22 protein-coding genes are annotated in these 24,893 nt (G+C 60.3%); 14 read left to right on the top strand and 8 right to left on the bottom strand.

The genetic code is table 11. The annotated features are described in order from the left end of the window. Nucleotides 1-40 precede the first annotated feature (40 nt). From SIB72_RS09235 to SIB72_RS09225, 3 genes are read left to right on the top strand one after another with little or no spacing between them, the layout of a single operon-like run. A complete protein-coding gene (locus tag SIB72_RS09235; protein ID WP_413743699.1) occupies nt 41-1,612 on the top strand; it encodes an NAD(P)H-quinone oxidoreductase subunit 4 in 1,572 nt (523 codons plus the stop codon). Between the two features lie 11 nt (nt 1,613-1,623). Beyond that, nucleotides 1,624-3,750, top strand: a complete 2,127-nt coding sequence (locus SIB72_RS09230; RefSeq protein WP_413743698.1) for a M3 family metallopeptidase — start codon at nt 1,624-1,626, stop codon at nt 3,748-3,750. Then, the gene (locus SIB72_RS09225; protein ID WP_413743697.1) at nt 3,747-5,291 is read left to right on the top strand and encodes an arginine repressor; all 1,545 of its coding nucleotides are present in this window, start codon (nt 3,747-3,749) and stop codon (nt 5,289-5,291) included. Before SIB72_RS09230 ends, SIB72_RS09225 begins: the two co-directional genes overlap by 4 nt. On the opposite strand, the gene SIB72_RS09220 is transcribed toward SIB72_RS09225, so the two are convergent. The 8 genes from SIB72_RS09220 to SIB72_RS09185 all read right to left on the bottom strand — a co-directional run bounded on the left by SIB72_RS09220 (nt 5,275) and on the right by SIB72_RS09185 (nt 15,391). Next, nucleotides 5,275-6,366, bottom strand: coding sequence for an alpha/beta hydrolase (locus tag SIB72_RS09220; RefSeq protein WP_413743696.1), 1,092 nt, complete (start codon nt 6,364-6,366; stop codon nt 5,275-5,277). The two genes, SIB72_RS09225 and SIB72_RS09220, sit on opposite strands and share 17 nt — an antisense overlap. After that, complete coding sequence (locus tag SIB72_RS09215) at nt 6,363-6,869, bottom strand: hypothetical protein (RefSeq protein WP_413745088.1); 507 nt, start codon at nt 6,867-6,869, stop codon at nt 6,363-6,365. Before SIB72_RS09215 ends, SIB72_RS09220 begins: the two co-directional genes overlap by 4 nt. A gap of 37 nt (nt 6,870-6,906) precedes the next feature. Beyond that, nucleotides 6,907-7,611, bottom strand: coding sequence for a hypothetical protein (locus tag SIB72_RS09210; protein WP_413743695.1), 705 nt, complete (start codon nt 7,609-7,611; stop codon nt 6,907-6,909). A gap of 55 nt (nt 7,612-7,666) precedes the next feature. Then, complete coding sequence (locus SIB72_RS09205) at nt 7,667-8,269, bottom strand: esterase/lipase family protein (RefSeq protein WP_413745087.1); 603 nt, start codon at nt 8,267-8,269, stop codon at nt 7,667-7,669. Then, nucleotides 8,257-8,622: a dihydroneopterin aldolase gene (gene folB / locus SIB72_RS09200; protein ID WP_413743694.1), complete on the bottom strand. Its 366-nt coding sequence runs from the start codon at nt 8,620-8,622 to the stop codon at nt 8,257-8,259. Before folB ends, SIB72_RS09205 begins: the two co-directional genes overlap by 13 nt. 72 nt (nt 8,623-8,694) lie before the next feature. Beyond that, nucleotides 8,695-10,008: a glutamate-5-semialdehyde dehydrogenase gene (locus SIB72_RS09195; protein ID WP_413743693.1), complete on the bottom strand. Its 1,314-nt coding sequence runs from the start codon at nt 10,006-10,008 to the stop codon at nt 8,695-8,697. Between the two features lie 77 nt (nt 10,009-10,085). After that, nucleotides 10,086-10,979, bottom strand: a complete 894-nt coding sequence (locus SIB72_RS09190) for an ROK family protein (protein ID WP_115120827.1) — start codon at nt 10,977-10,979, stop codon at nt 10,086-10,088. A gap of 2 nt (nt 10,980-10,981) precedes the next feature. After that, entirely contained in the window at nt 10,982-15,391 is a 4,410-nt protein-coding gene (locus SIB72_RS09185; protein ID WP_413743692.1) for a translocation/assembly module TamB domain-containing protein, read from the bottom strand. Nucleotides 15,392-15,455: 64 nt separating this feature from the next. On the opposite strand from SIB72_RS09185, the gene SIB72_RS09180 reads away from it, so the two are divergent. The 11 genes from SIB72_RS09180 to SIB72_RS09130 all read left to right on the top strand — a co-directional run bounded on the left by SIB72_RS09180 (nt 15,456) and on the right by SIB72_RS09130 (nt 24,839). Continuing rightward, on the top strand, nt 15,456-15,917 hold the full coding sequence (locus tag SIB72_RS09180) for a Ycf51 family protein (protein ID WP_413743691.1): 462 nt from the start codon (nt 15,456-15,458) through the stop codon (nt 15,915-15,917). Further along, nucleotides 15,914-16,318, top strand: coding sequence for a DUF4332 domain-containing protein (locus SIB72_RS09175; RefSeq protein WP_115120824.1), 405 nt, complete (start codon nt 15,914-15,916; stop codon nt 16,316-16,318). Before SIB72_RS09180 ends, SIB72_RS09175 begins: the two co-directional genes overlap by 4 nt. A gap of 64 nt (nt 16,319-16,382) precedes the next feature. Continuing rightward, nucleotides 16,383-16,670: a hypothetical protein gene (locus SIB72_RS09170; RefSeq protein WP_413743690.1), complete on the top strand. Its 288-nt coding sequence runs from the start codon at nt 16,383-16,385 to the stop codon at nt 16,668-16,670. A gap of 35 nt (nt 16,671-16,705) precedes the next feature. After that, nucleotides 16,706-18,379: a CocE/NonD family hydrolase gene (locus tag SIB72_RS09165; protein WP_413745086.1), complete on the top strand. Its 1,674-nt coding sequence runs from the start codon at nt 16,706-16,708 to the stop codon at nt 18,377-18,379. A 24-nt stretch (nt 18,380-18,403) separates the two neighbouring features. Beyond that, a complete protein-coding gene (locus SIB72_RS09160) occupies nt 18,404-19,165 on the top strand; it encodes a DUF3887 domain-containing protein (RefSeq protein WP_413743689.1) in 762 nt (253 codons plus the stop codon). 78 nt (nt 19,166-19,243) lie between these two features. Continuing rightward, complete coding sequence (gene glgB, locus SIB72_RS09155) at nt 19,244-21,538, top strand: 1,4-alpha-glucan branching protein GlgB (RefSeq protein ID WP_115120822.1); 2,295 nt, start codon at nt 19,244-19,246, stop codon at nt 21,536-21,538. 97 nt (nt 21,539-21,635) lie between these two features. Continuing rightward, nucleotides 21,636-22,694, top strand: a complete 1,059-nt coding sequence (gene hemE, locus SIB72_RS09150) for a uroporphyrinogen decarboxylase (protein ID WP_413743688.1) — start codon at nt 21,636-21,638, stop codon at nt 22,692-22,694. A gap of 26 nt (nt 22,695-22,720) precedes the next feature. Then, nucleotides 22,721-23,722, top strand: a complete 1,002-nt coding sequence (locus tag SIB72_RS09145) for an NAD-dependent epimerase/dehydratase family protein (protein WP_413743687.1) — start codon at nt 22,721-22,723, stop codon at nt 23,720-23,722. Between the two features lie 35 nt (nt 23,723-23,757). Then, nucleotides 23,758-24,117: a plastocyanin gene (petE, locus tag SIB72_RS09140; protein ID WP_413745085.1), complete on the top strand. Its 360-nt coding sequence runs from the start codon at nt 23,758-23,760 to the stop codon at nt 24,115-24,117. A 156-nt stretch (nt 24,118-24,273) separates the two neighbouring features. Continuing rightward, nucleotides 24,274-24,639 carry a c-type cytochrome gene (locus SIB72_RS09135; protein ID WP_413745084.1) on the top strand — a complete coding sequence of 122 codons (366 nt, stop codon included), beginning with the start codon at nt 24,274-24,276 and terminating at the stop codon, nt 24,637-24,639. Further along, the gene (locus SIB72_RS09130; protein ID WP_413743686.1) at nt 24,636-24,839 is read left to right on the top strand and encodes a Nif11-like leader peptide family natural product precursor; all 204 of its coding nucleotides are present in this window, start codon (nt 24,636-24,638) and stop codon (nt 24,837-24,839) included. Before SIB72_RS09135 ends, SIB72_RS09130 begins: the two co-directional genes overlap by 4 nt. Nucleotides 24,840-24,893 lie beyond the last annotated feature (54 nt).

The raw sequence follows: 24,893 nt of genomic DNA, 5'->3' as shown, positions 1-24,893 counted from the left end.
GCGCGGCCCTGATAGGTTCAACATCCATTAGATGGATGCCATGGACGTCAATCTCCCTCTGATTGCCACGTCCGATGCCACGTTTCCCTGGCTTTCGCTGATCATCCTGCTCCCCGCAGCTGCTGCCCTGGTGATGCCGCTGCTGCCGGGCGATGAGAGCAATCCCTCACCCTGGCCCCGCAACCTCGCCTTGGGGGTTCTGGCAGTCGACTTTGCCCTGATGCTGGTGGCCTTCAGCCGCCATTTCAATCCACAGGACCCCTCACTCCAATTGGTGGAGCGTCTCAACTGGGTACCGGCCATTGGCCTGGAATGGTCAGTCGGGGCCGACGGTCTATCGATGCCCCTGGTGGTTCTGAGTGGCCTGGTGACCATGCTCTCGGTGGCGGCGAGCTGGAAGGTTGAACACAAAGCCAAGCTCTACTTCGGCCTGCTGCTCGTTCAGGCCGCCGCCCAAGCCCTGGTCTTCCTCTCCCAGGACTTCCTCTTGTTCTTCCTGGCCTGGGAACTGGAACTGGTACCGGTGTATCTGCTGATCGCCGTTTGGGGAGGTCAGAACCGCCAATACGCCGCCACAAAATTCATTCTCTACACAGCCCTGGCCTCACTGCTGATCTTGATCAGCGGCCTGGCACTGGCTCTTTCCGGTGACCAGTTCACGCTCAACCTGAGCGAACTGGCCCAACGCTCTCCTGGCGGCACCTTTGGGCTGCTCTGTTACCTGGGCTTCCTGGTGGGATTCGGTGTGAAATTACCGATGTTCCCTCTCCATACCTGGTTGCCTGATGCCCACGGCGAAGCCAACGCTCCGGTCTCCATGCTCCTGGCTGGAGTGCTGCTCAAAATGGGCGGTTATGCCTTACTGCGCTTCAACGTGCAAATGCTGCCGGATGCCCACCTGGTGTTGGCACCTGCACTGATCGTGCTGGGGATTGTCAACATCATCTATGGCGCCCTCAATGCCTTTGCTCAAGACAACGTCAAACGCAGGATCGCCTGTAGCTCGGTCAGCCATATGGGCTTCGTTCTGGTCGGCATTGGAGCAATCGACGCCCTCAGCATCAGCGGAGCGATGCTGCAGATGATCAGCCATGGCCTGATCGCCGCGGCCATGTTCTTTGTGACCGGAAGCTTCTACGAACGCACCAAGACCCTCTCCATTCCAAACATGGGTGGACTCGCGAAAGTGCTGCCAATCACCTTCGCTTTTTTCCTGGCCAGCTCACTGGCATCCCTGGCTTTGCCTGGAATGAGTGGCTTTATCAGCGAGATCACCATCTTCCTGGGCATCACCAGCCAAACCACCTTCACGACAGGCTTCCGCGCGATCACGATTGTTGCCGCAGCGATTGGCCTGGTGCTCACCCCCATCTATTTGTTGTCGATGTGTCGCCGCGTCTTCTTCGGGCCAAGGATTCCGGCTCTGGCCTTTGTGGGCGATATGAATCCGCGCGAGCTCCTGATCGGCCTCACCCTGCTGGTGCCCACACTCACCATCGGCATCTGGCCCAGGGTGGCGATGGACGTCTACGAGGCTTCCACCGATGCTCTCGCCAGCACGCTGTCAACCCATAGCCTGATCGCGCTCCACAATCTTCTGCCCCTGGGCTGAAGCGATACGGCATGACCAGCACCAGCCAGCCGGCTCTCCTCAAGGGCCGTGGTCTTCCTGACTACTCGGCAATCACCCCTGAAGCGGTGGGAGAGCATCTTCCAGGTCTGCTGCGAAGACTGGAGGAGCAATTGGTGTCTCTGGAGACCAGCCTCCAGCAGAAGCTGGGCCAGGGGGAGGCGATCAGCTGGACTGATGTGATGCCGCCTTTGCAGCGCATCGGTGAGCAGATGCGCTGGAGCTGGGGCGTGGTCACCCACCTGAATGGCGTCTGCAACAGCCCGGAATTACGAGAAGCCCATGCAAGCCAACAGCCTGAGGTGGTGCGCTTCGGCAACCGCATGGGCCAGAGCTCAGTGCTGCATCAAGCCCTCGAACAGTTGCGACATCATCCAGCCCAGTCGCTTGATCCCACCCAAGTGCGGATCGTCGATGCTGAGTTGCTCTCGATGCAGCAGAGGGGGGTTGGTCTTCAAGGCGACGACCAAACGGCCTTCAACCAAGCCAGTGAGCAGCTGGCCGAGTTATCAACCCAGTTCAGCAACCACGTCCTTGATGCCACCCAAGCCTGGAGCTTGGTACTGCACGATTTGGATGAGGTCGCCGGGCTTCCACCACGCGCTCTCGACACCCTCGCTTCCGCGGCTCGAGATGCCGATGATCGTCACCGTGACGGCAGCGAAGCAAGCGCTGAACGCGGCCCATGGAGACTTGGCCTCGACATGCCCCGCTACATCCCCTTCCTGACCTATGCCGAAAACCGAGCCCTGAGAGAAACCCTCTACAGAGCCCATGTGGGACGTGCCAGCAGTGGCGATCTCGACAACACTCCTCTCATTGAATCGATCCTCAGCCTGCGGGCTGATCAGGCCAAGAGACTGGATTATGCCCACTGGGCCGAACTCAGTCTGGCCAGCAAAATGGCAGACAACGTCGACAGCGTTGAGGCTCTACTTGAAGAGCTGCGCGCCGCGGCCAAGCCAGCCGCCGAAAGGGAGATCGACGCCCTGCGGGACTGTGCTCGTCGCCACCAGGCACCGGAAGCGGACTGCCTGGCCCCCTGGGATGTCACCTACTGGGCCGAGAAGCTGCGCCAGGAACAGTTTGATCTCAACCAAGAAGCTCTGCGCCCATGGTTCCCACTGCCCCAGGTCCTTGAAGGGCTGTTCGGACTGTGTGAACGCCTGTTCTCAATCCGGATCGAGGCCGCTGATGGGGAGGCGCCGATCTGGCATCCGGATGTGCGCTTTTTCCGCGTCTGCGAGCACGACGGCGCACCCCTAGCCGCCTTTTATCTCGATCCCTATAGCCGTCCATCCAGCAAACGTGGCGGTGCATGGATGGATGAATGCCTGAATCGTTCCCGCAGCGAATCAGGCGAGTTGACCTTGCCGGTGGCTTATCTGATCTGCAATCAGACCCCTCCCACGGACAACACCCCAAGCCTGATGAGCTTTGAAGAGGTGGAAACCCTCTTCCATGAGTTTGGCCATGGCCTTCAACACATGCTCACCACCGTGGAATATCCCCAGGCCGCGGGCATCAACAACGTCGAATGGGATGCCGTGGAGCTGCCCTCCCAGTTCATGGAGAACTGGTGCCTCGACCGCGCCACCTTGATGGGAATGGCCCGGCACTGGCAGACCGGTGAACCCCTCCCAGAATCCGACTTCCAAAAACTGCTGCAGGCGCGCACATTCATGGCAGGGTGCGCCACGCTCCGCCAGGTGCACTTCGCACTCACAGATCTCCGCCTGCACAGCCAATGGTCGAAGCAGCTCGGGATGAGTCCCGATCAGCTGCGCAGGCAACTTGCAGCCTCCACCACAGTGATGCCGCCGATCGCAGAGGATCACTTCCTCTGCGCCTTTGGCCATATCTTTGCCGGTGGTTATTCCTCTGGCTATTACTCCTACAAATGGGCTGAAGTGCTCAGCGCCGATGCCTTCGCAGCCTTCGAAGAAGTCGGCCTCGACCAGGAGGAGCAAGTGCAGTCGACCGGTCAGAGATTCCGCAACACCGTGCTCAGCCTCGGCGGCAGCCGGTCGCCCGCCGAGGTGTATGCCGAATTCCGAGGACGAGCCGCCAGCACCGATGCTCTGATCCGCCATTCAGGACTCACCCCCTCTGCCCCATGACGAAGCAGGGGTCTGGATCAAACCATGACCCGCTCGCCATCTCTGAGGCTTGGGGGCACCAGGCTGATGATCAGATTGAAGAGGCAGCCCTCATCAGCTTCGAGGCAGCACTGGACACAAGCTGGCTGCGTCGAGGCATCAGCCGTGAAGCCTTCCTGTCTGAACTGCTCAGGGATCTGGATCAGCGCCACCTGATCCCCCTGCTCGCCATCCTTCCCCGCAAATGGAGGCACGCTTCAGCTGTCCTCCCAGACCATCTCCGCGGTCTCGGGGCCGTGCTTGAGGGAGGACTGATCAGCCCGCTGATGCTGGCGGCCCTGGCCGACGACCTGCAGCACCTGATCCCCGCAACAGAGGCGACCCAGCCGTCACGACGTAACGCCCTCCAGAGATGGTCTGCGCTCACGATCCAAGCCGGCGAGACACCGCATCGGCTGCCTAGCTCACTGGAAGCGTGGCGCAGGCAGGCCAAACAGCTTTCGGATTCAGCCAGGGAAGGGAACAACAGCTCATCCGATGCGCGTTCAGGACTGCGCAGCCTGGGCGCGGGGCTGGTCTGGCGGAACCACGGACTGAAGCATCGACAGACCGGCGAAAGCCGCTGGTGCAACACGCTCCTGGCCCAGGTCTTAAACGCTCTCGGATCGAACCGACTGCTCACGAGCACCGGCTGCTATGGCAGCCGCTCAGCCCCATTCACGTTCGAGGGCACAACCAGCCCCCGTGAGCTGATTGCCCGACTGAGCGATCGTGGCTGGACCTGCGGGGCTCGCATCCGAGCCAGTGTCGCCAGCTTTGGAATGGGCGCCAGCTGTCCAAACGACCCGAAAGCAGAGGCAGGCAGCGCCTGGAATCAGGTGCCGCTCGGGGTGGCGTACCGCACAGGCTTGCTACGCCAAGGCCAAGAGCTAGAGGCTCTGCTACCTCACTGCAGCTTCGAACTGGAGCTGATTCCGCCGGACGGAACAGCCTGCACGCTGCTGCAGTACTACCAGGGCACTGAGGGGCTGAATGGCTGGGCCGCCATGAATGACCTGCATCGCCCCTGGCAGAACGATCGCGACAATGGAACGGTCGCCTACCCAGGCCAGGCCATCAGAGCTGAGCAACTCTTGTTAGCCCTCGACCTCTGCGACCTGATGGCCGCGGTCCACAACACGACTGCCTGCCGAGGACATCTGCACTCCGGGGGCTATGGCGCCCTGGGATTCTGCATTGATTCAACGGCTCTACTCGAGCAGGCGCTCACGGGACGCAGTCATTTGTTCCCACTCACCCTGGGCGGAATCTGGCGTGAACGCCTGAACGAACAACTCGATCAACTGCTCCAGCATGGTTTGAACCCGGGCATTGGCACGGATCGAGAGGACTGCGTCGGTCGCTATCAAAACGCCCTTCGGGCCCTCCCTTCAGATCTGTTCCTGCAAGGTGATGCCTGTGCTCCAGCGCTCGGTCGCCTGGTGGCTAGCCAACCCCGTCATAGCCCTTTCGATTTGGTACGCCGCCTCAACGGAGAGGAAAGTCTCACCCCGCCTGCGTGAGCGCTAGCTCACTGCAAATGGCTGCCACCACTTGGTCGCGATAGTGCCGACTGAACGGCCCGGAATTGCCGTTGTGGCTCATCGAAGCAATCTCGTAACGATGCAAGCGTCCGTAGGTCAGCCAACGATTCCAATTCGAGAGCGGAAGCAGAGGAAGTCGTCCCGGGTAGGCGATCCTGCCGAGGGCAGCCACAGGATCCTTGGCACCCACCACCATCGACACGTGCTCAAGCGTCTCCAGATCACCATTGCCGCTGAACACCCCGCAGACAGTGATCACCTGTACAGGCACATGGCACAACTTCTGAAGCATGGCCGCCGTGCCGATGGCCATCTCGCCTCCACCGCTGTAGCCAACAAGAACGACGCGGCTGGCTCGACTGGGATGGAAGCCGATAGCAGCCAAACGTCTGGCGATCTTTAATGCCAATTCGTAATTCATCACCGGGCCGTAACGCCGATCCGATGAAATCCCCACCTTGATGACATTGTTGGCTTGCACACAGAAGGAGCAGAGAAATCGCACCCAGCCATTGGGGTGGTGCTCCTGAAGTGAAAAGAGGCGTTGCCAAAACCAGTGACCAAAGGGGGTGGATTTCAGGCCAACGGGGGTAATGGTGTAGGCCTCAATCCCCTTAACCAACAAAGAATCACGGTCGATCGCCTGCTCCAGATGCTGCAGAAATTCACTGACGCGCGGCGGATGATCCTCCTCGCTCTGGTGAATGCCATCGAGATACACCAGGTAGTGCCGGTGGCCGGAAGCATTCGGATCCAAGGCAGGGAATAGATCTCGGGGATCCGGCAATCCCTGCATCCAGCCTTCCCAAAAGACGAAATCCACCATCACCGAATACACCCCCACCAAGGCCACCACCACGACCAGCAAAGCGCCAACCATGGTCACCAGTTCACGGATGGACTCAGGGTTAAGCAGGATGGCCGCGTCTTGGCGAACCGCACTCACCCCGAGGAAGGCCAACACCGAGGTGATCAGGAGGAGGATCACCACCACTCTCCAGCCCAAGCGCAGATGGTTGCGGTGATGCTGAATGGCGGCGCTGCGCTCACTCATGTGCCCACCTCTCGCGCCAGGGTGTTGTAACTGGCTCGCCAGCGCTGGGCAAACACCAGAGCAATCAGCACCAAGGCCAACACAAAACCAGGAAGAGACACCACAAGGCCTTCCTGAAGAGGAATGCCGTAGTGAACCTGAAGCAACAAGATCACGTTGAGGTGAATCCAGGCCAACAGCGTGACGGCGATCAAATCACTGATATAAGGGGCCGCAACAAGCACATAGAACAAACCAGGCCACAGGGCCGCTCCCATGCGATTCGCCATCATGATCGGCTGCGGTGGAACATGTTCCATCAACATCAACATCAAGCTGTGGCAGAGAATTCCAAGGCTTAGAGCCAAGCTGAGAACAAGGGCATCAACCACCATTTGCAGCGCGATCTGGCGCAGACAGAGTCGATTCGCCAGGAGCGAAAACAAATGCGAGGCAGACATAGAGAGGCCAACGCCGATGACCAGACCAAGGCCCGTGTCCATGTCCAACATGGCTTGAACCATGGACTCGAGCAAAGCGCTGAGCGGAAATCCCACAGGATCAAGCACGACGCATTTCCGGACGATTCACGATCCAAATCACCATGATTGACAACACCGCACAGTAGAAGCACCAAACAGAATTGAAGGTGGCGCTGTATGTCAGCCAGGTCAGAAAAATTGAGACAAAGATGAGCACGCCAAACAACCTCACAGCCCTATCACTCACCGCTAAAAGGGGCAAAACGATGAAGCCCCAATACACCAATTCGCCAACAGGTTCGGTGTTGACGAAGTTATGCCAGATACTGCCAAGCCCACTGAGGTCATACATCAATCTGCCGGTGCTGTGAACTGCAGGCTGCACAGCCGGCATATTGAAAAGCAACGGGGTATAGAAAAGGAGTCCCAGCACCGTTGCAACAATCGCCACCCATTGCAAACGACTCTGCAACCCTCGAGAGTCAGTACTGCGACTGATGGACCATGCACTCCATGGAATCCAGATCATCCAGAAGCAATAAGCAAAGAAGAGAAAGCCCAGGGCACCAAAGGTTGCCAGTGGTTCCATCGGCGGAGCCGATCCATTGCCAATGGCCGTCCACTCCAGTCCTTCAACAAACTGCTGCACACCGAAAAAGAATGGAACCAGTGCAAGAGGTTGATATCCAGGGCGTTCCGCCTTGGAAGCCAGATGATGGGAGTAGAGCCCAAGGGGCATCAAAACCGCTGATGCTGTGAAGCTGGCTGAAGCCGAAAAACACATCGGTTGCGATGGGAAGGTCTTTTTTCAGTGTGTCCACGTTGCAGCGAACTGCCAGTCAATCCTTCAGGATCGTTTTCATCAAGATCTCAAGCGATAAAGGGTGAGCCATCAGCTGCTGATGGCTCAGCACCGGCACCTCCTCCTGCGTCCCCATTGGCAGCACGGCCTGCCAACCAGGAACCACCATCAGGTCCCAGCGGCAAAAGAAACTCACGCATTCCACACGTTGCAAGGCCGTCAGGTCGGCATTGAGGTGGTTGAGGAGGGGACTACCCCGTTTCATATCGGCAAGACCGGCAAACAGCCAGCGCGGAATCCATTGAGCCGTCAGCGTGCCTTGCTGAGGACTTCCCACGCTGATGAACCGACGGCAGCGCCTACCCCCCCCAAAGTCCTGAAGCCAAACACGACTGATGACGCCACCCATCGAAAAGCCGAGGAGATCAATCTCCTGATCCCCCCAGCGAGCGGCGATGCACTGGTCGAGCTGTCGAGCCAGAGTCGTCAGGGGAATCGCCCCGAGGCGATGGGGGAGGTGGGGCACCAGCAGAGAGATCTGATGCTGATCGAGACGGTGAACCAGGCGCCGGAACAGGTGGGGCGTGTCCCACAATCCATGCACCAGAACCAGGGGTCTGGAGTCGTTCACACCGTCCAGTGGCGATGGCGTTCAACGGCAACCGTACCCCCGAATCCAGGGATGGGCGCCGCACATTTGCGCAGGAGAACGCGCATGGGCACTGGTCCGTAGAGCTCTTCGAGTAACGCCAGAACCCGCTCACTGAAGTGCTCAATGGTCTGACACTGAAGCGAGTTGACGAGCGACTGGACAGCCTGCACCGCAAGGCTGTAGTCAGCGGAACGGGACAGATCATCGTTGCGAGCGGCATCGTCCAGATCGAGCCTCATGCTCAGATCCAACGAAAACCATTGGCCATCGCGGCGCTCGTGATCGAGCACACCGACATGGGCCCAGACCCGCAGGTCAGAGATATGGAGGGCGTCCTTCAAAGCTTCAGTTGTCAAAGCGGTCAGGGATCAAGACAGGAACGATCAAGGCGGGAACCATCAAGGCAGGAACGGTCAAAGCGGCAGATCCCGATGGCTGAACTGACGCTCCCCTGTCGCGAAGTCTGCAGCGAGATGACCATCGCCACGCAGGCGGTAGCGGTAGGTCACCAGACCCTCCAGTCCGACGGGGCCGCGGGGAGGAAGGGTCTGGGTGCTGATCCCCACCTCAGCACCAAAGCCATAACGGAAACCGTCAGCAAAACGAGTGGAGCAGTTGTGATAGACCCCCGCACTGTCGACCGCACGCAGGAAACGCTCGGCAGTCGTGCCATTCGCGGTGGCGATCGCTTCGGTGTGACGAGAGCCATGGCGACGGATGTGTTCAAGAGCCGTCTCCAGATCAGGCACCACCCGCACGGCAAGGATCAGATCGAGATATTCGCGACCCCAGTCGGCCTCAGCGGCGGGATGGGTCACACCCAGAGCCATGCTGGCCTGATCACCGCGCAGTTCGACACCTACACCAGCAAAGGCGGGAATGGCGTCCTTCAGAAAACGTTCAGCGATCGCCTCATGCACCAGAAGCGTTTCAATCGCGTTGCAAGCGGCGGGGTACTGGGTCTTGCTGTCAATGGCGATGCGCAGAGCCTGGCCACAGTCAGCCTCAGCATCCACGTAGAGATGGCAAACGCCATCAGCGTGGCCAAGCACTGGGATACGGGTGTTGTCCTGAATGAAGCGCACCAGCTCATTGCTGCCGCGGGGAATGATCAGATCCACCAATCCATCCAACCGCAGCAGGGCCAGACTTTCCTGACGCGTGGTGAGCAGAGCGAGGGCATCAGCGCTCACCACCGAGTGAGCCAGACCCTCCTGCAAGGCTGCCATCACCGCCTGATTGGTGCGGTTGGCTTCGCTGCCTCCCTTGAGGATGGCCCCGTTACCGGAGCGGATCGCCAGAGACGCAATCTGGATCACGGCGTCGGGGCGGGCCTCAAAGATCACTCCAAGCACACCCAAAGGCACTGTGATGCGCTCCAGCACGAGTCGCTCGCTCAGCTCCCGATGCAATTGCCTGGATCCGAGGGGATCCTGCAGGTCAGCGACCTGCCGCACGCCCTCAATCGCGCCGGCGAGCTTGGCCTGATCCAGCTTGAGCCTGGCCACCAGGGCCGGAGCCAGGCCTTCAGCCGCAGCCTGCTCAAGATCGGCGGCATTCGCAGCCGCGATCCGATCCGCATGGGCCTGAAGGGCTGCAGCCATCGCCGCGAGGGCCTGCTGACGCTGCTGATCCGTGGTCTGCCCCAGATCGATGGCGGCGCGGCGAACCGCCGTTGCCAGGCGCAGCAGCTCAGCGGACGGTTCGGGCACAGCCTGGCTGGTCATCGACACGAGATGGGATCTGGGATGCATCATCCCGTTTCACGGGGCAACACCGAAGCTCAGCCACTGCGGCATCCAGCTCAGGTCAGTCGGTCTAAGGCCAAACGAGCAGCCCCAAGCCGGCCTGCACCGTTGCCGAGAGCACAGGCTTCGATGCACAGCCCTTCACGACTGACAGCCTGCACCCGCTCTTCCACCTCGCGACGCACAGCCGGCAGGAAGTGCTCCGAGGCAGCTGCCAACCCACCACCGAGCAGCACCCGTTGCGGGGTGAAGACATACACCAATGAGCTGATCCCCACCCCGAGGGTGCGGCCGTAATCCGACCACACCGCCCGAGCCTCAACGTCTCCTTGCGAAGCTCGGCGGGCAAGCTCAGCTGGATCCCCATCCCACAGCCTGCGCAGAGCGGCGATGCTGGCGAACTGCTCGAGGCTGCCTCGATTGCCGCTGTTGCAGGACAAACCATTCGGGTCAATGCTGATCAGTCCTGGTTCGGCAGCAGCACCGTTGTGGCCGGTGAACAGCGTGCCACCCAGCATCACGCCACCCCCCACACCGGTGCCAAGGGTGAGCAACACCACGTCCGTGCAGTCACGGGCGGCACCAGACCAAGCTTCTCCCACTAAGGCGCAATTGCCATCGTTGGCCAGGGTCACCCTGCGCTGGAGACGGGGCTCAAGCCAGTCCGCCAGCGGCACCTCTTCCCAGCCAGGCAGGTTGATGCACACCCGCGCCACCCGCGCCGCTGCATCCATCGGCCCGGGCAGACCGACACCCACCAGCGAGGCACAACGATCAGGATCCAGCTGTTCGATCGCCTCGCAGAGCGCCATGCAAATGGCGCCGGGCATGGCCGGCTGCGGTGTGGGGATCTGCTCTTCCGCCAACAACAACCCGTCACGGGTGAAGCGCGCCAGCTTGATTGCTGTGCCCCCCAAATCCACCCCGATCACCTGCTCAGCCGATGCCATGGTCAGAAGCGGAAGAACACCTGGAACTGGCTCTGCCAGGTGCCCTGATTGTCAACCGAGCCTGACAAGCTGAGGTTGGGATTGATCTGATAAGACAGCGTTCCCTGGGGGGGAATGTCATTGCGATTGGGTGCCGCGAGCACCGAGAGATTGAAGCGGTCAGTGAGGTCAACTCCCAGTTCGGTCACCAGCGCCAACTGAGGTGGCACTTCACCAGACACACGCTCTTTCTCATCCTGAATCTGCGGAGTGACGTAGGTGGGATAGAGAGCGAACTGGAGCCGCTGGCTGAAGGCATCCGTGAGCGTCCCGATCACAGGAGTGAGCAACGACTGCCCCAGCAACGCCGCCAGAGCGGTTCCCCCTCCGGCACCGGACAATCCAGCAAGGGAGTTGCCACCAATCAGCCCGAGGAGCTGGGCGCGGGGCATGGGAGGTGAACTACGCAACGTGAAGTTGTCGGCGAGACGGTCTGCCGGGCCACTGGCTTCCACCATCACCTTCACAAGCCTGAGCTCACCACCAGCCCCAAGACTGCCGCTGCCATTGGTCTCAAAAATGTTGGTGGATACGGCGTTGTTGCCAGTGCCGATACTCACACTGTCAGAGACGCGGCTGGTGAGAGCCACGTCGACGTAAGGGATCAGCCCCATCGAGGGAGTGAAGATGGCCACGTTGGCCGCTCGACGGTCGAGCTGAAAGCTGGTGGTGAAGAACGAGATGCGTCCAGTCAGCATCTGCACCACACCCTGAAGCTTGAGGCTGGGATCCAGCGCACCATTCAGGGTCAGTCGCCCCCTGGTGGTGAAAGCGGCCACCGGCGCGACGGTGACGGCCAACTTCGGACCGAAACTGACACGCAGGTTGTTGAAGCCCAATGCAGGCAGCTTGGGCATCGCAGCCTTCAGAGACCGACTTGAGCTGGCCTCCACCTCTGGGCCCAAAAGCACCAGGGGCTTCTGAAAATCCCATTGATCTTCAAGCAGGGTGTTGAAGGCCACCGGCTGATTGGCCGATTCCTGCCCTCCGTCACCACGTTGCGAACGCTTCCTGGCAAACAACGAGGGGGACGGCCGGATCGTGCCATTACTGATCGCCAGTGCACCACCGATCCGCGGACGCACCAGTGCACCGTTGACATTGAGATCCGCAGTGACCTCAACATCGGCAATCGGCAGATTGAGACGAGTCTTGCTGAGGGACAGAACGAGCGGCTGAGGCTCGGGCAGTGCGGTGAATAAGCCAAGGCCGCCCTTGCCATCCAAGCGTCCGTTTTTGCCAACCCGAGCCTTCAGCGACTGAACCTCAAGTCGGTTGAAATCAAAGACGACGGAGGTGTTGAAGTCACTGATGTCCTGCTTCTCAAGTTGGAAGCCACCCTTGTCGACCACCAGGAAACCGTTCGCCTGCGGCTGACTGAGAGTGCCGCTCAAAATCAGCCGAAGGCGGGCATCACCTGTCGTCCAAACGAGGCGATCATTGGTGAAACCCGTGAGGAAGCGAAGACCGTCGCCTCGGGTGACCACGCGCACATCGAGAGCACTCGACGGCTCCAAAGGAACCTGGCCGGTGACCACGACAGCCTGTTCAGCCGACTCATCACGCAAGGCCAGATCCAGCAGCAAGGCGTTGCCGGCCAGGGTGATCTGACCCTTGTCGAGGGTGAGGCGATGGGCACCGATCCGGGCATCTTCAAGAACCAGTTCCGTCGTTAGCTGAGGAGCTCCATCACCAAGTCGATAGCGGCCCGAAAGGCCAACGGCCCCGAGCAAAGCAGGGGGAACCGGTGCCACGAGCGCCAGCAGCGAGAAGGGCAGATGCTGCAACGAGAACTGCCCTTCACCCGCCCCAATCGGACCGCTGATCGTGGCGACGAACGGTTCGATTTGCAAAGCATGATCCACGTCATCCCCTTCCACCCAGAGGTGGCCGCTGGCCTTGAGCTCAAGATTGAGGTCAGCCAGATGGTCTCCACTCAGGCTGATGCGGGCATCAACCTGACCACGCAGATCCTCGGGATGGAAGGCGGAGCGATTGCGGACCGTCTGCTCGTGAGCCTTGAGGTCTTGCTGCACCGCGTTCAGGGCCTGAAGCTGTCCATTCAGCGACCCACCAAAGGTGTTCACAAGCAGGGTGCCGAGATCCTCCGCCCTTCCCTCCACAGCAGGAAGATCATCGGTGAGGTTCGTGAGGCTGAGCACACCGCGTGTGAGCCAACGCGCACTGAGGCCCAGGGCATCCACCTCAGCATCCAGGCCAGCACCAAGACGACCTTCGGCCTTGAGCAGCACTTGGCCGGAATCAGGCGGGAGCAATTCACCGGTGAGTTGATACCGACGGTTGCTGTAGGTGCCCTGAAGCTGGGCCTGACGAAGCTGAACGCCAAGCAGTCCCGGACGGTCAAAGGTGAGGTTTCCCTCCATTGCAAGAGGCTGCAGTCCGAGAGTGCCCTCCCCAGACAAGCGGCCATAAAGCCCTTCGAACCGCCCCTTCGGAGGCAGGGCTAATTCCAAACCATCCAACGGCAGACGTCGAGCCTGCCATCGGTAAGAAGCCGGAGTGCCAGCAAGGCTGAGCTCGCCCCCCTGACGGACCAATGTGACGGTGGTCGGAAGCCAGTTGCGGCCGAGCCTGGCCTGAAGAGATCCTCCGATCACAGCATCTGCAGCGGTCATGCTCAACCGACCACCTCCGCCAGGCCGCCCCTCAAAGCGCCCCTGCCACACTTCAGACAGGCGAAGGAGTCCAGCTTCCGGCGTCACCAGCTGAAGATCCAGATCAGGGCGCAGGGCGTTCAATGGACCGCTCAGCTCACCGAAGGCCGAGAGACGGCCCGCCATCGAGGTGCCAACGATGGGGCCAATCCGCGCCAGGGGGAAGTCCTTGAGTTGAATGCCCGCCTTGAGAGGGCCCAGCTCCAGACGGCGACCAGTGAGTCGCAGGGGTAGCACCGCCTCGGCCTGAAGGTCAGGGCTGGTGAAACGATCCAACCGAACCAGGCCCTTGGCTACATCCCAGTCGGCCTTCAAGGACCAGTCCTGCAGCAAAGGATTGGCCCGTTGGCCAAGGGTCAGACTGAACTGAGGCTTGGTGGTCTCCCCACGAAGGCGAACGACGCCGCGAACAGGAGTGTTGTCGCCAAGCAACTCGGGCACCAGCGACAACTGACTCCAGGCTGATCCAGCCATCTCAAGCTGCTGGCTGGCAACTGCCATGCGGGGGTAAAGGCCGCCAGCGGCCCTGAGTTTGAGCCCGGGCCCGTGAAGATCCAAACGATCAAGGCTGGCTGTGATGGCCTCTTGGTCACTCCAGTCGCCGCTCAGCTCCAGATCAAGCTTGAGCGGCCCCTTCAAGGCAACTGACGTTGGCGGGCTCCACCGACCGTCGATCCGCAGTCGAGGTTGATGCCATGGCCCCTTGAGATCAGCACGAAGCTGACGATCCCTGCCAGGTTCCTGAAGATTCAGATGCAGATTGAAGGACCGGTTGAGCGCCACATCGCCTTGCAAGGAGGCTTGATAAGCACCAAAGCTCCAGGGGCTTCGCGGCAGCGTCAGCCGATCCCCCTTACAGCTGATCTGCAACTGAGGGCTGCGGAGCGGTGCCTGTAGAGCCGGTGAGTTCATTGCGAACCCAACCAAAGAGATCCCTCCATGGCAACTGGCCTTGCCGGCCTGCCAGCCAAGTTGGAGGTCCCCCCCTAACTGCCCCTGAAGTGCGACTTCACTGGCGGGGGGAATCAACCCCTGGAGGGACTGAAGACGCAGCTTGTCAATCCTGGCCTGAAGGTCGAATTGAGGGTCTCGCCAGCGTCCCTTCAAACGCATCGCCACCTTGCCCTGTTGGGGAAGAGTCAGCTGAACAGCCGAATCGGCCCAGGACTGATCCAAATGGACATCAGCACGGCCCGCTGCCCGCACAGTCAAGTCCGCAGGCTGAATCCTGATCTGGGCCGGATCCAACAGACGGATCAAGAGACCGAGCTTCGGAGGAGGCTGATCACCGGCAGGCCCTGGCACCCAGTAGGCCCCCTCGGCATTCCGACGCAAATCAACCCGCACACCACGCAACTTGACCACCGCCACAGGCTTCCAGCGGCGCAGGCTGGCCAGCGGCGCCAGACCGAAAGACACAGATTCAACCGATGCGGTGGAGTCATCCAGCAAACCGCGCTGGACTTCGCTGGGGCCGAGGGAGACACCCGAAAGACTCAAGCCCTTGTAAGGGCCAATCCGCAGGGGATGGCCAAGGGGCTTGGAGAGCTGCTGCTCAAGGCTGGGACGCATCCGAGCGACCACCGAAGCGGCGATGCGATCCGCACCGATCCAACAGAGTCCACCGGCAACGGTGAGAATGACTCCCCTAGTCAGGAGCAGACGCGAGAGGGTCTGCGGTGGTGACCCACTGCCCATCGACCGCGTCAGTCCCTTCAGAAGTCAGCGCAATATAAAGAGCACAACCGCTGATCACCAGCCCATGAATCTGCCTCTGCTGCTTCAGAGTTCCACGCAATGGTTGGTCTGGAGCGGACTCGGCTTCGCCGTGGTCACAGCAATCGCCTTCGCAGCACGCTGGGGACTGCGATTCCGTCTCGTGGGAGTGACCAGCTTCACGCTTCTGCTCGCCGCGAGCAGCTGGGCGTTCTCGGTGAGTTACACCCCGCCCGTTGCGATCGAAGGAGCTGTAAGGGCACCGGTGGTCTTCGACAACGGCAACGATCTGGTGGTCGCGAAGGCATCACCGGAGATGGATCCCGACTCGGTCGATCCAACCCTGCAACAGCTAGCGGGGAATTTGCGTCCAGGTGGACGCAGCAGTGACGTGGTGGTCGTCCGCTTACGCCAGCTGCAACCGGCCGGCGACGGGTTGAGCAAACCAGTGGTCCTCGGCCAGACCGAAGTGAAAACGAGAGCGACGGCAAGACTGAATAAAGGATGAGCAGCGAATCTCCACTTCAGGAGCTGCCCCAGAGCTTCCGTGATGAGCAGCGGGAACTGGTGGCTGCAGGTATCGACACCTGGGGAGCCCTTCAGCAACTCAGCGACCACCAGCTCAGCCAGCTCTCCCGCCGCGGCCGTGCCAGCGCCCGAAACTTCAAACGGCTGAGGGGCATGGCCGAGCTGGTGTGCTGCCTGGATCTCGCACCGGCCGATGCAGCCCTGCTGATGCATGCAGGCCTGGCAACAGTGGCAGCACTTTCAGCAGCCTCACCCCAGGATGTCGTCACGCGTACGGGACGACTCGAACGCCAGCTCCGAAGTGGACGACCACCAGTGGTGGATCTGGCGGTGGCCCAACGCTGGATCAAAGCAGCCCAAGCATGGCAACCAAGAAACTGACCCCAGAGCGCTGCCAAGCAAGCTGATTGCCACTTCAAATGCAGTTAGTCCTTAAGGAGGGTGTATGCGCCACCTCCAAGCCTCTCTGCTGTTGTTCGCCCTTGCGGCGGCGGCGTGTGCAGCGACGTCAAGCGCGGTGGCTGCACAGTCTTCGCTTCTGGAAAGCGTCAAACGCAACCCCAACGAAGCCAGAGCCTTGTGCAGGCAGTTCAAGCAACTCAATGCCCAGGGGGTCTCGGCCACATCCAATACCGCCATCGCGGCCCTGGCCTCTCAGCGCAATCTGACGACGCAAGACGCCGAGATTTTGGCCACCTATGTGATCGGCCTTCACTGCACGGATGTGTCCTAAGCGGTCCAGCTCAACCTCAGAATCCGGGCCCATTGATCCACGCTGATCACTCCCTGACGCTTGAAGACGGTGTCGATCTGATCGCAAGGATCTGGCAGCCATCCGGATCTGGTCCGTGGCCCGCTCTTCTGATGCGCCAGCCCTACGGACGGTCCATCGCCTCGACACCGACCTATGCCCATCCTTCCTGGTGGGCCGAACGTGGATTTCTGGTTGTCGTTCAGGATGTGCGTGGCCAGGGCTCCTCTGGTGGCTGCTTCCGTGGCTTTGAGCAAGAGGCTCGCGACACCACCGCCACCTTGTCGTGGCTTCGTTCCCTACCGCAATGCAACGGACGGATCGGCCTTTACGGCTTTTCGTACCAGGGATTCACCCAATTGGTGGCCGAGGAAGGCACCCCTCCACCCGACTGCCTTGCACCGGCGATGACCGGTTTACACGAAAGAGACCATTGGAGCTGCGAAGGGGGCGCCCACTGGTGGCACCTTGGACTGGGCTGGGGTCTACAGCTCGCCGCCCTGCAAGCCCAACGAAGGGGGGACGCAACCGCATGGGAGGCAATCCGCTGCAGCCTTGAAGACAACCGATACTGCCGTGACGGATTGGATCTGCTGCGTCGCTATGATCCGGAGGGGATGGCAGTGCGCTGGCTTGATCGCTCCCCGGAGGATCCTGACGCCTGGACCTGCTATCACCCACCGACCAGCTGGCTACGCCTGCCCATGCTGCTAATCGGAGGCTGGTGGGACCCCCATCTGCGCGGCGTGCTGGATCTGCATCGTCTCAGCCAGGAGGCAGGTGGTCAGCCAGATCTGCACATCGGGCCTGCAACGCACCTGAAATGGTGGCCAAACGCCCAGCAACTTCATCTGGACTTCTTCCAACGCAACCTGATCGACCCCTCTGAGCATCCATCCATCCAAAGGGAGGAGCCCGTTGGTTGCCGAGGATCTGTCATGGCCTGGGACCTCTGCGAACAGCGCTGGCAACCCATCACCGACGCCAGAAGCAGCAGCGGTGGACTATGGCAACTCAGCGGCAGCTCCCTGGCCTGTCTTGATCCCAGTGCCGGTGAGTTGAAGGCCCTGTCCTCCGCCAGCCACGCACTCGGCTGCTTTGCTGACCCCAGCGTCAACGAGCAAGACCTCAACCGATCCGAGACTGTGGTTCCTGAGACTGTGGTGATCGTCCATGATCCATGGCGTGCCGCCCCGGCAATCGGTGGTCACCTCAGCCCCACCCCGGGCCCCTGCGATCGATCCGAGCTGGATGCCCGCAGCGATGTGGCCACCTTCACCACGGCTCCTCTGAGCCTCAACTGCCAGTTGCGCGGCCGACCTGTTCTGTCCCTGCTGGCGGCTGCAGATCAATTGGGATTTGATCTGTGCGTTGCCCTCTCCGTCTGTCCATCAGGCAGCGATCAGGTGCAACAACTCAGCACTGGCGTCACCCGCGTGAGTGGCCTCAAGGCCTGCCAAGCATCGAGCCAAAGGGTGGCACTGCAACCACTCGAAGCCAGGCTGAAACCAGGAGATCGGTTGCGCATTTCGATTGCAGGAGCCTGCTGGCCCGCAATCGCGATCAACCCTGGCCATCCCGATAGCCCCTGTGGTGCACCCAGCAGCGCATGCCGTGTCACCAGCATTGAACTGACTCTGAATCAGTGCCAATTACGTTTTGAGCCACTGATCGGTTCACCGGAACGCTGAACCTCCGGCAAACTGACGCCAAACATGCGTCGCCTTCACGCCGTGAACACCACAGCCTGCGTTCTCGCCCTTGCGCTTTGCAGTCCGATCGCATCCGTGATGCCGATGCACGGCAGTCAGGTGCTCGAGATCGCCCAGGCCGGAGCTGCTGCTACAACGACACTCACCGCCGCCCAGGCCACCCGCGCCGCACGTGAGCTTCTGGAAGCCCTGAAAGTGCAGGATGCCGCTGGCATCTATGCCGGTTTATCCACCCCTCTGCGCAGCACAACCGACGAGGAGGCAGTGCGGACCAGGCTGCGCAACAGCCCATCCCTCAGTGACTATCGGATCAGCGCAATCTCCCGCGGCATGGATGACACCACCGTGGAAGCCGTGGCTGTGCTGGCCGATGGAACCAAGGAGGCACCGCTCCTGCTGGTGCTCGACGATGAAGGGAAGCTGGTGGCTTGGAAATGGGTGGGCACAACTCTGCCCATCGAGCAGAGCGCTCTCAACTTTGTGCAGGACCTGAACGCCCAACGCTGGGTCGCCGCTCGCTACTACCTGGATCTCGACTTCCAGAAGGAGATTGGCCCTCAAGACCTCAAGCGCAAATGGAGCAAACTTGCCCGGGTCCTTGGCGGCACGAAGCAGATCAAGAGCGCTCTCGTCGCAAGCCAAGGAGGCGAGCAACAGCTAGTGCTGGTCACGATCGAATTCGGCAAGGTGACCGACAATCTGTTTGTGATTTTCAACCGCGAAGGCCGAATCATCAACGTCGATTTCTCGGCTGATCTGGTCTGATCGGTTCAAGGGCTGGCAACCGACCGCAGGAACCAGGGCTTTTCCGCCTAAGCTCCCGGCCAATAATGCCTTTAGGTCATGGCTGCTGCGGTCCTCGACTGGATGATTGAGGATGGTCTGCGGCTGGCGGAATGCCGCCACGACCATCCGCTGTCTGTGCTCGGGCCCCAGACCACAGACAGCGGCTGGACTGTGCGTGCCTGGATGCCCGAAGCCGATCGTGTCGACCTGGTGGTCAACGGCGAGGTCATCAGCACCACCACCCCCCACCACCCCTGGCTGTTTGAAGCTGAGCTAGCGCAGGATCCAGGTCAGGCCTATCGCTTGCAGGTGAGCCGTGGCGGCATCAGCCACGAGCAGAACGATCCCTGGGCGTTCAGGGATGAATGGATGGGCGAGATGGATCGCCATCTCTTCGCCGAAGGGAACCATCACCACATCTGGCGAAAGATGGGTGCCCATCTCACCACAATCGGCAACGTTGCCGGGGTGATGTTCTGCCTTTGGGCGCCCCACGCTCGAAGTGTGAGCGTGATCGGTGACCTCAATGCATGGGATGGACGCCACCACCCCATGCAGCAGCGCAACGGGGGCATCTGGGAATTGTTCGTTCCCGGTTTGAACGAAGGAGCTCTCTACAAATATGAAATTCGGACCCAGGAAGGGCACTGTTATCAGAAGGCCGACCCTTACGGCTTCCGCCACGAGGTCCGTCCGGCCACCAGCTCATTGGTGTCCCGTCTCGACAACTTCCAGTGGACTGATTCCGCCTGGATGCATGAACGGGACCGTCGCAATGCTCTCGATCAACCGATCTCGGTCTATGAGATGCACATGGGCAGCTGGATTCATGCCGCTGCGGATCAACCCTTTATCGAAGCCGACGGAACTGCTCGCCCTCCCGTTCCTGCCGCGGACCTCAAACCCGGTGCCCGCCTGCTCACCTACCCGGAACTCGCGGATCGCGTCATCCCCTACGTGAAGGCACGCGGCTTCACGCATATCGAATTGATGCCGATCACCGAGCATCCCTTCGACGGTTCCTGGGGGTATCAGGTGACCGGCTGGTACGCCCCAACCAGTCGTTTCGGCAACCCCGATGAATTCCGCGCCTTCGTCGACCGATGCCATGCCGAAGGCATCGGCGTGATCATTGACTGGGTCCCTGGGCATTTCCCCAAAGACAGTCATGGTCTGGCGTTCTTTGACGGCACACACCTGTATGAGCACTCCGATCCCCGGATCGGTGAGCACAAGGAGTGGGGCACGCTGATTTTCAATTACAGCCGCAACGAGGTGCGGAACTTCCTTGTTGCCAACCTTGTGTTCTGGTTTGAGCAGTTCCACATCGACGGCATCCGGGTGGATGCGGTGGCCTCCATGCTCTACCGCGACTACCTGCGACCCGATGGCGAATGGCTGCCCAACGAACATGGCGGCCGCGAAAACACGGAAGCGGTGCGCTTCCTGCAGCAAGCCAATCATGTGCTGTTCCAGCACTATCCAGGCGCACTTTCGATTGCAGAGGAATCCACAACCTGGCCGATGGTGACGCAGCCCACCGACATCGGCGGGCTCGGCTTCAATCTGAAGTGGAACATGGGCTGGATGCACGACATGCTCGATTACTTCGAGCTCGATCCCTGGTTCCGCCAGTTCCACCAGAACAACATCACCTTCTCGATCTGGTACACCTACACCGAGAACTTCATGCTGGCGCTAAGCCACGATGAGGTGGTTCACGGCAAGAGCAATCTCCTGCACAAGATGCCTGGAGATGACTGGCAGAAATACGCCAACACACGTGCGCTTTTGGCCTACATGTGGACCCACCCCGGCAAGAAGACGATCTTTATGGGGATGGAATTCGGTCAGCGGGCCGAATGGAATGTGTGGGGAGACCTGCAGTGGGATCTGTTGGGATACGAGCCGCACCAGGGCGTGCAGCGACTGGTCGATGACCTCAACGTGCTCTACAAGGCAGAACCAGCCCTCTGGCGCGATGACTTTGATCAGTACGGCTTCCAGTGGATCGACTGCAACGACAATCGCCACTCCGTGATCAGTTTCATGCGTCGGGAGAGTACTGGCGGTAGCTGGCTGGTCGTAGTAGCCAACTTCACACCCCAGAGCCATGCCCATTACCGCGTGGGCATTCCCCTCGCCGGCTTCTACACGGAGATCTTCAACACCGATGCGGAGCGCTACGGCGGCAGCAACCTGGGCAACATGGGTGGGAAGCATTCAGACGAGTGGGGAATCCATGGTTACGACAACTCCCTCGACCTCTGTCTGCCTCCCTTGAGTGTGATGGTGTTCAAGCACGATCCAAAGCGGAGCCTCGCCCCAGACTCAGCTGCTGGCGGAGTTTGAGCCCCAAAGCGTGTGACGAAGCAGATGCTTTACCTGAGAAGAGCCTCGGTTGCTCAGGTTCTCTCAGGTAGGTTGCCCGCTTGATCTCCACTTCCCGATGAGCGACTCCCTGCCCCTGCTGCTGCGTGCTGCCCGCGGAGAGGCTGTTGAGCGTCCCCCGGTGTGGATGATGCGCCAGGCAGGTCGGTACATGAAGATCTACCGAGACCTGCGCGACAAATATCCCAGCTTCCGAGAGCGCTCAGAGAACCCTGACCTCTCCTACGAGATCTCGATGCAGCCGTTTCGGGCCTTCAAGCCTGATGGTGTGATCTTGTTCTCAGACATCCTCACGCCGCTACCTGGGATGGGGATCGACTTCGACATCATTGAGAGCAAGGGGCCCCAGATCGGTGATCCGATCCGCAGCATGGACCAGGTGGACGCACTACGGACCCTCAATCCGGCTGAGTCCATGCCGTTTGTGGGTGAAGTCTTGGGTCGCCTGCGCCAGAGCGTTGGCAATGAAGCCGCAGTGCTTGGTTTCGTGGGTGCCCCCTGGACCCTGGCTGCCTATGTGGTGGAGGGAAAGAGCAGTAAGAACTACGCGGTGATTAAGGCCATGGCCTTCCAAGAGCCCGAGATGCTGCACAAGCTGCTCGATCACTTCGCCGAATCGATTGCTCATTACCTTCGCTACCAGATCGATTCGGGTGCCCAAGTGGTGCAGATGTTCGATTCCTGGGCAGGCCAGCTCAGTCCTGCCGACTACGACACCTTCGCTGCCCCGTATCAAAAGAAGGTGGTCGATCTGGTCAAGCAAACCCACCCAGACACCCCTTTCATCCTTTACATCTCCGGCAGTGCGGGTGTGCTCGAACGCATGGGCACCACCGGTGTGGACATCGTGTCGCTCGACTGGACCGTGGACATGGCCGAAGCCCTGGCCCGCCTACCCGAACACATTGGGGTCCAAGGCAACGTCGACCCAGGCCTGCTGTTCGGAACCCCCGAAGCGATTGAAGCCCGCATCGATGACTGCGTCCGCAAGGCCCGGGGTCGCCGCCACATTCTCAACCTTGGCCATGGCATCCTCCCCGGCACACCCGAGGAGAACGGTGCAGCCTTCTTCCGCTCTGGCAAGAGCGTGATGGAACGTCTGGGCACCGCGGCCTGAGCCACTCTCCCTTGCGCAAGGAATCCTTGACCACAGCACCGGCACGCATCCTGATTACGGGCGCCAGCGGCTGCGTCGGCCAGTACACCACTGCCTGGCTTCTTGAGCATTCCGATGCTGAACTGCTGCTGTGGCTCAGGGACCCCAGCAAGCTATCGGCGATTCCCCTCGATCACCCGCGCATCAAGCTCCTCGTTGGTGATCTTAGGGAGACCGATCGCTTCGCGACGGATCTAGGCAGCGTCAACAGGGTGATTCACACCGCCACAGCCTGGGGGGACCCTGAACGTGCGCAGCAGGTGAATGTGGTAGCAGTGAAGCGGATGCTGAGCCTGCTTGATCCCGACAAGCTCGAGCAGGTCGTGTACTTCTCCACGGCCAGCATCCTCAACCGCGATCTGCAGCCGTTGCCCCAGGCCCTGGCCTACGGCACCGAATACATCCAGACCAAGGCCCAATGCCTGAAGGATCTCGAACACCATCCGCTCGCTGAACGGATCGTGGCCGTGTTCCCCACGTTGGTCTTTGGTGGACGCATCGACGGCAGCAGCCGCTTCCCGACGAGTTACCTCACCGAAGGCCTTGCTGAAGCCAGCAAGTGGCTCTGGCTGGCGCGATGGCTACGGGCCGATGCCAGCTTCCACTTCATCCATGCCGCCGACATCGCGGCCATCTGCGGATCGTTGGCCACGACTCCCCATCAACGAAATCCCGAGCCGGGGCAGGGCCCGGTCCGCCGGATCGTGATGGGCCAGAAAGCGATCAGTGTGAATGAAGCGGTGGCCACACTCTGCCGCTGGCGTGGTGTCGCCAGAACGCCTGGAATCCCTCTATGGCCCTGGCTGATCGAAGGGCTGATCAGGGTGCTGCCCATCGAGGTGAACGACTGGGATCGTTTCAGCATCCGCCAGCGCCACTTCATTCACAACCCAGTGACCCAGCCTGAACGCTTCCAACTCACCAGTCATGGACCGGATCTTGAAACTGTTCTTGAGGACTCGGGATTGCCTAGACGTGGACAGACTTAAATGCAGCTAAACTTACGGAAGTGACTTTTGACGTGATGATCCATCATCTGCGTTCCCTTCTTTCGGCCTGTATCGCCCTCGTTTTGGTGATTGGCATGGGTGTGGCCTCCGCAAGCGCCGCCACTGTTGAGGTGAAGCTCGGATCCGATTCCGGCATGCTGGCGTTCGAGCCCAGCACCGTGAACATCAAGGCGGGCGACACCGTCAAATTTGTGAACAACAAGATGGCTCCTCATAACGCCGTCTTTGATGGGCACGATGAGCTCAGCCACTCCGACCTTGCCTTGGCTCCAGGCGAATCATGGGAAGAGACGTTCTCGACCGCTGGCAGCTACGACTTCTACTGCGAACCTCACCGTGGCGCCGGCATGGTTGGCAAGGTCATCGTTGAGTGATTGCCATGATCAGGAGCTAGGAGCTCTTTGATCTGACCAGTTCGAAACAAAAGCCATAACTCATGCCCCTCGATGTGAATCAGTAATCACATCGAGGGGCTTCACATGAGCGTCGCCATGGATAAGGTTGAAGTCCATCATGTGCCGCGTTCGACCATGCCGCAGCCAGCAGCGATTCTCCCCTTAGTTCTGGCGATCGTGATCGGCCTATTCGGGGTTCTTCCTGTTGGCGCGACTGAATCTCAACCAGACCTGGAAAACGGCGGTCAGATCTTTTCGGCCAATTGTGCGGCCTGCCACATGGGTGGCGGCAACGTTCTAAGCGCCAGTCGCACCCTCAGCCAGCCTGATCTCCAGGCCCATCTGAACGCCTACAGCCAAGACCATCTTGAGGCGATTGAGCACCAGATCGAAAACGGTAAAAATGCCATGCCTCCCTACGAAGGCAAACTGAGCGAAGACGATATCGCTGATGTCGCAGCCTATGTCGAAGAACAAGCCGAGCGGGGCTGGCAGCGATGAGCCGCCAGGGTCTCAAAGATTTTGCTCATGCTGTTGAACACAGTGCAGCTCTGCGAAGGGAGTTTCACCAACTCGATTCCATGCATGCACTCCTAGCGATGGCCCACAAATTTGGTTTCAGCGTGAGCGAGACCGATCTCAAGGATGATGAAACCTGCGCACAGATCGAGACCTGGTTCGCGCGAAGCTGGATTTCTTGAGCTCAATCAGCCATTGAGCGCAAGCCATTCGAAAGGATGGCGCATGGGATCCGC

Origin of the sequence: Synechococcus sp. MIT S9451, assembly GCF_047304725.1 — a bacterium.
Classification (GTDB): Bacteria; Cyanobacteriota; Cyanobacteriia; order PCC-6307; family Cyanobiaceae; genus Synechococcus_C.
This window is presented reverse-complemented; position numbering and strand designations above follow the sequence as displayed.